We start from the raw sequence: 9,463 nt of genomic DNA on the forward strand, positions 1-9,463 counted from the left end.
TCATGGTGGGGGGAGAGGGATTCGAACCCCCGAATCCGAAGAAAGTGGGTTACAGCCACCCGCATTTGGCCGCTTTGCTATCCCCCCAAACACATCAATATTATAAAACAAAAAAAATATTTTGAAAATAAAAAAATGTTTTTTATTAGGTTATATAAGAGTGAAAAAATATAAAAAGAAAAAGCAACAATTGTTGCTTTTTCTAAAATTATCTATGGTGTCCTAAAACTGATTGAATTCTTTCTTTTGTTGGTTCAACAACAATGTATGTTCCTGCGACACATGCATCAGCACCTGCTTTAAAAGCTTCTGGTCCAGTTACATTGTTAATTCCTCCATCAACTTGAATTAAGTATTCGCAACCATTTTCAATTTTCAAATCTTTTAAGTAAGCAATTTTTTCTAATGCAGATGGCATAAATTTTTGCCCTCCAGCACCTGGTTCTACTGACATAACTAAAACAAGAGCTAATCTATCTAAAAATGGCTTAATTTCATCAACTGATGTAGCTGGTTTGATTGCTAAACCGATTTTTAATTCATCATATTTTTGAGTTAAAAATTCATCAAATTTTTTAAGATCATCTTTGATAGCTTCAAAGTGGAATGTGATGATATCAACTACATCTTTAATTTGGTCTATATAATCATAAGGGTTAACAACCATTAAATGAGCATCTTTAAGGTGTTTTAAACCATTTTTATTGATGTTTTCAATTTCTTCTACTTGAATTGCTGTGTTAGGAACAAATTTTCCATCCATAACATCATAGTGAATTCATTTGATACCATTTTCAACCAATGTATTAGCCATTGCTAATCTGTTTTCTTTTTCAACATTTAATAAACTTGGTGTTACATATTTTGTCATATTAAAATCCTCTTTTATTTTCATTAATTTCTTGATTTAATTTTACATAATTTTCATAACGTTTTAAAGGAACTAGCTTAGTGTTAATTTGTTGCTTAATAGCACAGTCTTGATCTTTTTCGTTTATGTGCAAGCAGTTTCTGAATTTGCAAAGTTTTGATAACTCATAAAATGTTTCAAAACTTTGTGCCAATTCAACTGGTGTTAAATCCAAATTTAAGGATGAAAAACCAGGCGTATCAATAACATAACCATCATTAAAAGGGATTATTGAGACAACTCTTGTTGTATGTTTTCCTCTTCCTAGTGCCTTAGAAATTTCTTGAGTGTCAAAGCTAAATTGACCCAAATTATTGATAGTTGTTGTTTTTCCAACACCACTTTGACCCATAAAAACAGAATATTTGTCTTTAAATATTTGTTTAACTTCATTTATGTAGCTTGATGGTTTTAGATTATCGATTAAAAATACTTTATAACCCATATTTGAGTAATACTCATAAATTTCTCTAGAGTATTCAGAATCCAAATCAGTCTTGGTTAAAAAGATAATTGGCTTAATTTTCTTAAATTCAATAATCGCAAGATATTTATCAACTAAAAAAAATTGAAATTGTGGATCCTTAACAGACATTACAACAATCATTTGATCAACGTTTGCAACTTTGGGTCTTATGAACTCGTTTTTTCTTTCTAAGATTTCCTTTAATTGATTATTCTCAACTAAAACATTATCTCCAACAATAGGTGTTTGATTTTGGTATCTTAATTTACCTGCTGCAGGTATATTTAAAATCTCACCTTGATTATTTTGCAATGTATAAATTCCTGCGACAATTTTTGTGACTTTGTAAATCATTAATTGTTACCTCAAATTGTGAATCATAAAACTACTGCAAGAATTATTACGAGAATAATAACAATCATTGTAATTAGGAAAGCATTGCTGTTTATAATATTGCTAAGTTTTTTCTTTTGTTTAGCTTTACCAGGTTTCAATGGTATCTCAAACATTTTTGATGAATCAAGTGATTCGCTGACCGCTTTTTTAAATTCAAAAACAGTTTCATATCTATCTGCAGGTTTTTTAGCTGTAGCTTTCAAGATAACATTATCCAATGCTTGAGGGATATCAGTAAAGTTTCTAGCTGATGGGAATGTGCCTTTATAATGCAATGTTATTGTTTCGTGCTCGTGTTCGCTTTTGTAAGGGTAAGTTCCAGTTAACATTTCAAACAATAAAACACCTAAAGCATAAATATCAACAGCTTTTGTTATTTTGTGGTTTTTAATTGAGTATTCAGGCGCTGCATAATATGGGCTACAAATAACTGCATTTTCTCTTGTTAATCTTTGTGATTCAGGGGTTAATGAAATACCAAGGTCTAGGATTTTAATTTTTTGGTCATTAGTAATTATGATATTTTGACTTTTTATATCCCTGTGAATAATTCCGTGCGCATGAAGTTCGCCTATTCCTTCAGCGATTTCCATAATGTATGATCTTGCTTTTTTAGCGCTTAAGGATGTATGTTTTCGAATGTGGTCGTGTAATGTCAAGCCACTAATATATTCCATAACATAGTATTCTTCAGATGAACTTTTATGATGCTCATAAAAACTTGGTAAGTACTTAGATTTTACTTTTGAGAGTAATTTAGCTTCATCTTCAAATCTTTTAGCTTCAGTTTCATTAAAAATATTATTTAGATATTTAATTGCTACTTTTTTGTTTTTATCATTCTTGAATGTAGCCAAAAAAACAGTTCCCATTCCTCCTGTTCCAAGAATTCTTTGAACATCGTATTTTTTATAAATATTAGATTGAGGATTTAAATTAATTTGTTCATTTAATTTACTCATTTGTACCTCTCAATCTTTGTAAAACTATACTCATATTATCACTTGATTTATTCTTTTGTGCCTCTGAGACTATCTTTTTAGTAGCCTCTTCAGGATAATTGGTTGATGTTAAAATATTTTCAATTTCTGAAGTTGAAACAAATTCGTGAATACCATCTGAAGTTAATAAAATTCACTCAATAATATCTAATGATTTTGGATCTAAAACAAATAAGTCAACATCAAAATGTTTTTTGTTATTGTAGCTAATAGCATTAACAAGCAATCTTAAATAGCTATCTGAAAAAGTTGATGAATCTTTATTTTCTTCAGTAAGCTTATTTAATAAGTTGTGGTCTCTTGTCATCAACTTAAGTTCTGTTTTTTTAGATTTTTTAATTAATAAATAACATCTACTATCACCGATGTTAAAAATCACAAGTGAATTTAACAATTTAGAAAAATAATATCCAACACAAGTTGAACCCATTGTAAATTTTGATGGATCTTCTTTGATTAAGTTGTAAAAATCATTATGAACTTTGTCGAATGTGTTTTTTATAAAATATTCAATAGCAATTGCTGAATTAAGAGTTCCAATGCTTTCAAATTCTGTTTTAAATCTTGAAATTATTGTTTGAGCAGCCGTGTCACCGTGTGGTTGTCCACCAATTCCATCACATAGAATAGATAAATAAGCTGTATCATTTTCAAATACAGCTACTCTATCATCGTTTTTAGGTCTAATACCTTGTAATGATTCAAAATAGAAACTACTCAATTCCAAGCTCCTTGTGTAGAATGCTTCTGATTTCTTCTGCCGCTCTTTCAGGAACATCATTTACAACAATGTATTGGAAAATGTGTGAATCAGCAATTTCTTCTTCAGCTTTTTTAAGTCTACTCTTAAGAGTTTGTGGATTTTCAGAACCACGGTTTAAAATTCTTTTTCTTAAATCATCAACTGATGGTGGAGCTAAAAATATAGTTATTAAGTGGTATTTATCAGCTTCTCTTGTATCTTGAGTGAACTTCTTAATAACTTGTTTAGCACCATTTGTTTCTATTTCTAACATAGGCACTTTATGTTTTTTATGAATCTTATCTAACTCAGAATATAAAGTTCCATAATAATTATCTAAATGGTAAGAAAATTCAAGAAATTTTCTACTTTTAATTTTGTCTCTGAATCTATCTCTATCAATGAAATAGTAATGAATACCATCTAACTCCCCTTCTCTAGGAAGTCTCGTTGTAGCAGAACAAGATAACGATAAGTTTAACTCATCGTATTCGAATAATAATCTTTCAACTGTCCCTTTTCCTACACCACTAGGTCCAGTGAAAATAATAATTGGATTTTTAGATGTATTCATAGTTGAAAGTATTATAGCACTTTTGTGATTGAATAACTTTGCAAATAATATTAAATTAATATTATTTTTTCTTATAAAATTTAAATACTAAAAGTAGGTGCATTATGTTTTACAAATATCATAAAAAAAGTGGCGATTTTTCAAATAAAACTATTAGAGGTTTACAAAAAGAATTGGGTGCCAAAAAAATAGGCCATTCTGGAATTTTAGATCCATTAGCAAGCGGTTTAATAATTTTTGCAACAGATTTCGAAACTAAATTGTTGCCTTATATTGCTGACAAAACTAAAACTTATATAGCAAAATGTAAATTCAATTACAAAAGCGACACGTATGATGTTGATGGTAAGGTTGAAATGCTAAATAATAAACCAATTACAAAACAAGAATTTCTTGAAGCAATGGAGTACGTTAAAACGTTAAAATTTCAAATACCACCTATATATAGCGCAAAAAAGATAAATGGTAAGAAAGCATACGAGTATGCAAGAGAGCAAAAGGAAGTTGAATTAAGAAAACAACCAATAGAAATATTCACTTACAATTTAATTGATTTTTATGAGCAAACTCAAGAAGCAACAGTTGAATTAAAAGTTTCTGAAGGGGCCTACGTTAGAAGTGTTTTAGTTGATACGGCACAAAAGGCAGGAACAAATTGTGTAATGACTTATTTAAAAAGAGTAAGCTGTGGAAATGTTTCTGTTGATGGCTTATCTGAAGAACACTATGAACAAATTCAAATTGATAAATTATTAAATCTAAAAAAAATGATTTCAAATAATGAAATTTTTAAATTCATTAAAAATGGTAATGAATTTAAAGTTGAAAAAGAAGATGGTGATTACCTACTTTATTCGCCAAATGAAAATGAAGTTTGAGCCATTGGTCAAGTAATAAAAGGTATTTTTAAACCTAGAAAAGTTTCGATCGAAAGGATAAATTTATATGAAAACAATCAAAGATAATATTAAAGTAGCTGCATTTGATATTGATGGGACATTATTAGCTAAAGGGATCAGAGAATTTTCATTAAATACAAGAAAAATTTTTCCATTATTAAAACAAAATGGAATTGTTTCAGTTTTAGCTACAGCAAGAGAATTCGCAACAATTGGAGATTTTTTAAAAGTTCTTCAACCAAATTACTTTGTAGGAGCAAATGGATCATTTATTTATGATCTTGAAACCGAGAAATTTATTTACAAAAATACTCTTCTTAAAGAAGATGTTGTTAAGTTTTATAATGCATACAAAGATAAAATTGTTGCATTTTCAGTAACTGATTTTGATAAAGTCTTTAAGTCGCCTACAATGGATTTAAGATCTTGATTTATTAGACCGTTTATGACTAATTATTATGATTTTGATGAAAAAGAACTATCAAATGATGATTTATATATGATTACAATTAACACACCTGATGCAAAAATATTAGGTAAGGAAATGCAAAAATTCATCGAAGACAACAATTTATCAATGGAAGTGTCTTCAACTTGAAGTAATGGAATTTTCATTAGTCCAAAAAACTGTATGAAAAGTACTGCTTTAGAAGTGTTGTGTGAAAGACTTGGTTTCACATTGCAAGAAAACTTAATTGCCTTTGGTGATGGAGCAAATGATGTTGATATGCTACAAAAAGCTTATATTGGTGTAACTACAGAAACTACAAGTAACAGTGTTAAAAAATATGCTGATGAAATTATGTTAGATGCAGAATACGATGGAGCATATTTAAAATTAAAAGAATTAGGTTTGATTTAATATGGAAGATTTATTAATCTATGATTTAGATGATTTTGAGACAAAAGATAATGATATTTTTCTTTTGGGTGAATTTAATTCATTTCATTTAGGTCACTATCAACTCTATAAAAAGGCTATTGAATTAAAAAAACAAAATGAAGATAACAGAGTTATTTTAGTTTGTTTTAATTCTGACAAATTGCTGCCAAAAGATAATGGAACTAGTTTTACAGATAAAAATGCAAAATATATGCAGCTTACTCAATTGGATTTAGATTCAATTATTGAACTTGATTTTGAAGCGATCAGAAATTGAGATGGAATTTTATTTTTAAATAAATTAGGTCAAAATAAAAAAGTCACATTTATATCTGGTGAAGATTACAAATGCGGTCATCGAGCAAGTTATAATTTTGAACTTGCAAAAAATGAGAATACTTTAAATGAAAATTATTCATTTATTACTGAGCCAACTCAGAAAATTGAAAATGTAAAAATCAGTACATCAAAACTAAAGGAAAGCATAGAGTTTGGTGATTTAGATTTTGTTAATTCATTATTAGTTTTCAATTATGCAATCAGTTGTAATGTAAATTCAGATTTAATAATCACAAAATCTGCAAATTTAGTAAACATTCATCCAGGTGTATATTCAGGTGTGATTTATTTTGAAGATTTAGTAATATATTCAAGCATATTAATTGATTTGGATCATTCGATTTATTTAGATTTATTTAACTTTGAACTTGAAGATTTAGCAGATAGTCAAATAGTTATTGAATTCAGAAAAGTAGTTAGATTAATTAAAAATAAATATGAAGCATTTTTAAGTGACACTGATATTGCAAAATCTAAAGAAATATTATTTAATTATTAAATTAGATTTAGAATTAAAGCAATTTAATTAAAAAGTTATATAATTAAAAATAATTGCAATATGTAATTATTAAATAAAACTTACAGATACTAGGAAATATCAGATTTTTTCATATAAAACACAAATTTATAGCTCGGAGTTTTGATATATAAAACATCTGGGTTATAAACATAATAATTTCAAATTAGAAGGAGATATTATGGTTTCAAAACAAAGAAAATTAGAATTAACTGAAAAATTCGGTAAAAATTCTAAAGATACTGGAAATATAGCAGTTCAAATCGCTATCTTAACAGAAGATATCGAACTTTTAAAACCTCACTTTGCTAACAACCCAAAAGATAATCATTCTAGAAGAGGCTTCTTAGCAAAAATTTCACATCGTAAAGTTCTTTTAAGACATTTAAAAGAAACAAATTTTGAAAAATACAACGAAGTGATTGAAGCTTTAAATATTCGTAAATAATTGATTTTTTAAAATTTTTTTACATTTAACGAAAAATTTTTAATTTTTATTTTATTGCAGTTATTATAAAAAAGAACCACAAGTCATCATAGTTAACCGGGAATTTATACTATGATACTTGTGGTTCTTTTTTAGTTCAGTTTTGGAATGAGCGATAAATTTTCTTAAAAAAGTTGTGTAATTAGAATGGGAGGTGAAAAATGAATTTAACAGAAATCGAAACAACCATTCCGATTCCTGATTATGCAACATTAATGAAAAATGCAAAATCAGTTTTAAATGAAATTGAAAAAAGGTTTGGTAATGATTCAATAATGATCTTAGGTGAAAAACCTGAAATAAATATACAAACTATACATAGTGGTAGCTATGTTCTAGACAGAGCCTTAGGTATAGGTGGTTTTCCACAAGGGAAGATTATTGAAATCTATGGTCCTGAAAGTAGTGGTAAAACAACTTTAGCACTACATACTATAGCTGAAGTTCAAAAGAATGGAGGTTTAGCTGCATTTATAGATGCAGAACAATCAATAGATCCTGAATATGCTAAAAGAATTGGTGTTCAACTAGATAAATTAATTTTATCTCAACCAAGTTCAGGAGAACAAGCGTTAGAAATTGTCGATACACTAGCTAAATCAGGATTCATTGACTTAATTGTGGTCGATAGTGTTGCTGCATTAGTTCCAGAAGCTGAATTAAATGGAGAAATGGGCGATCAACAAATTGGTGCTCAAGCAAGATTAATGTCAAAAGCACTTAGAAAAATCACAGGAAATTCAAATAAGAATAAGACAACAATCTTATTTATAAATCAAATGAGGGAAAAAATTGGAGTTATTTTTGGTAGTCCAGAAACAACACCGGGAGGACGTGCTCTTAAATTTTATTCAAGTATAAGAGTTGAAGTAAGGAAAGGATCGATTATTACAGATGGAAAATCAAATACAGGAACTGAAATTAGGTTCAAGGTCGTTAAAAATAAATTATCAGCCCCTTATACGTCTGCTCAGAGCGAATTGATATTTTCGAAAGGTATTGATAAGCTTTCAGAACTTGTTGATGTCGCAGTCGAAGAAAAAATAATTGAGAAAAAAGGTTCTTGATATAGCTATAATGGCAAAAATATAGCTCAAGGAAAGAAAAATATGCACGATTATATTGAAAATGATAATGAGTTAAGAGAAGCAATTTTAACTAAAATTAAATGTTAAAAATAAGTTAAACATTTAATTTGTTAGTCATATAATTGCTATATGAACTTGACTAAGCAAAGAAATAAGAAAATTAGAATACTATTTTTTGGAGATATTTTTGGAGAACCAGGAATTAAAACTGTAGAAAAATATATCCGAACTTTAAAAGAAAAATACAAAATAGATTTCATCATTGCTCAAGGGGAAAACATTTCTGGAAGAAAAGGCCTTAATAAAACAGATTATTTAAAACTTTCAGAATTAGGGATAAATGCATTTACTATGGGAAACCATGTATGAGCTAATGAGGAAATTTATGAACTATTAGAAAATGAGAATAACATAATTAGACCATTAAACATAGATAAAGGCTATCAAGGAAGTGGGGCTAAGATATTTAAGGTTAAAAATTCTAAACTAAGAGTTATTAGTTTGTTGGGTATAACTTTTAATAATCTACTTAGTCCATGAGAACAAGAAAGTGCAAATAACTTTTTTGATGCTATGGATTCTATTATGGAAGAAGAATCTGTGGACTTTAATTTTGTTGATTTCCATGCTGAAACAACAAGTGAGAAAAATGTACTGGGTCTATATTTAGATGGAGTTGTCGATGCAGTAGTTGGAACACATACACATGTTCAAACTAATGATTATAGGATCTTACCAAAAGGAACTACATATATTACTGATGTAGGTATGGTTGGTCCTATGAATGCGGCAATCGGTGCAAACTTTGAGGAAGTTTATAAAAAAATGAGATATAACAGTAGGGAGAAATTTACTGTCAGCGAAAATAACACACAGTTAAATGCTGTAATTATTGAATTAAACACTAAAAGAGAGAATACAATAAAACCAATCAATATATATAATATAGAAATTTAAAATAAGTCAATTTTAGAGGGGCAATAAAAATAGACTGAGAAGAAAATTTTAGATAGCTAATTATTAAGTGGCACAACTAGTAATTATTAACTAGTTGTGTTTTTTTATTCAACATTAAAAAAATTAAAAAAAATTTTGAGAAATTAATTTAGTGTTATAATATTCATGCTTTTGATAGCAAAGAAGTTCTTTGAAAACTAGATA

11 protein-coding genes and 1 tRNA gene are annotated in these 9,463 nt (G+C 28.2%); 6 read left to right on the forward strand and 6 right to left on the reverse strand.

The genetic code is table 4. From position 1 onward, the window contains the following. Window positions 1-3: 3 nt before the first annotated feature. The 6 genes from VBM89_RS02995 to gmk all read right to left on the reverse strand — a co-directional run bounded on the left by VBM89_RS02995 (window position 4) and on the right by gmk (window position 4,089). Window positions 4-87: transfer RNA gene (locus VBM89_RS02995), tRNA-Tyr, on the reverse strand. A gap of 121 nt (window positions 88-208) precedes the next feature. After that, window positions 209-895 carry a ribulose-phosphate 3-epimerase gene (locus VBM89_RS03000; RefSeq protein ID WP_323188752.1) on the reverse strand — a complete coding sequence of 229 codons (687 nt, stop codon included), beginning with the start codon at window positions 893-895 and terminating at the stop codon, window positions 209-211. After that, on the reverse strand, window positions 873-1,730 hold the full coding sequence (rsgA, locus tag VBM89_RS03005; protein ID WP_323188753.1) for a ribosome small subunit-dependent GTPase A: 858 nt from the start codon (window positions 1,728-1,730) through the stop codon (window positions 873-875). Before rsgA ends, VBM89_RS03000 begins: the two co-directional genes overlap by 23 nt. Then, on the reverse strand, window positions 1,730-2,734 hold the full coding sequence (locus VBM89_RS03010) for a serine/threonine-protein kinase (protein ID WP_323188754.1): 1,005 nt from the start codon (window positions 2,732-2,734) through the stop codon (window positions 1,730-1,732). The genes rsgA and VBM89_RS03010 overlap by 1 nt, the downstream gene beginning before the upstream one ends. Next, window positions 2,727-3,494 (reverse strand): PP2C family serine/threonine-protein phosphatase, encoded by a 768-nt coding sequence (locus tag VBM89_RS03015; protein WP_323188755.1) that lies wholly within the window; start codon window positions 3,492-3,494, stop codon window positions 2,727-2,729. The genes VBM89_RS03010 and VBM89_RS03015 overlap by 8 nt, the downstream gene beginning before the upstream one ends. Continuing rightward, complete coding sequence (gene gmk / locus VBM89_RS03020) at window positions 3,487-4,089, reverse strand: guanylate kinase (protein ID WP_257089243.1); 603 nt, start codon at window positions 4,087-4,089, stop codon at window positions 3,487-3,489. Before gmk ends, VBM89_RS03015 begins: the two co-directional genes overlap by 8 nt. Window positions 4,090-4,193: 104 nt before the next feature. On the opposite strand from gmk, the gene truB reads away from it, so the two are divergent. From truB to VBM89_RS03050, 6 genes are all read left to right on the forward strand, one after another. Continuing rightward, window positions 4,194-5,054 (forward strand): tRNA pseudouridine(55) synthase TruB, encoded by an 861-nt coding sequence (gene truB, locus VBM89_RS03025; protein WP_323188756.1) that lies wholly within the window; start codon window positions 4,194-4,196, stop codon window positions 5,052-5,054. Continuing rightward, entirely contained in the window at window positions 5,035-5,850 is an 816-nt protein-coding gene (locus VBM89_RS03030) for a YcsE-related riboflavin metabolism phosphatase (RefSeq protein WP_323188757.1), read from the forward strand. Before truB ends, VBM89_RS03030 begins: the two co-directional genes overlap by 20 nt. A 1-nt stretch (window position 5,851) precedes the next feature. Beyond that, window positions 5,852-6,709: an FAD synthase gene (locus tag VBM89_RS03035; protein WP_323188758.1), complete on the forward strand. Its 858-nt coding sequence runs from the start codon at window positions 5,852-5,854 to the stop codon at window positions 6,707-6,709. A 199-nt stretch (window positions 6,710-6,908) separates the two neighbouring features. After that, complete coding sequence (gene rpsO, locus VBM89_RS03040; RefSeq protein ID WP_323177784.1) at window positions 6,909-7,175, forward strand: 30S ribosomal protein S15; 267 nt, start codon at window positions 6,909-6,911, stop codon at window positions 7,173-7,175. A 200-nt stretch (window positions 7,176-7,375) separates the two neighbouring features. Next, window positions 7,376-8,389, forward strand: coding sequence for a recombinase RecA (gene recA / locus VBM89_RS03045; protein ID WP_323188759.1), 1,014 nt, complete (start codon window positions 7,376-7,378; stop codon window positions 8,387-8,389). Between the two features lie 42 nt (window positions 8,390-8,431). Then, the gene (locus tag VBM89_RS03050) at window positions 8,432-9,259 is read left to right on the forward strand and encodes a TIGR00282 family metallophosphoesterase (protein WP_323188760.1); all 828 of its coding nucleotides are present in this window, start codon (window positions 8,432-8,434) and stop codon (window positions 9,257-9,259) included. Window positions 9,260-9,463 lie beyond the last annotated feature (204 nt).

Origin of the sequence: Mycoplasma sp. 1199 (genome assembly GCF_034863365.1) — a bacterium.
In the GTDB taxonomy this organism is placed as follows: Bacteria; Bacillota_I; Bacilli_A; order Mycoplasmatales; family Metamycoplasmataceae; genus Mycoplasmopsis.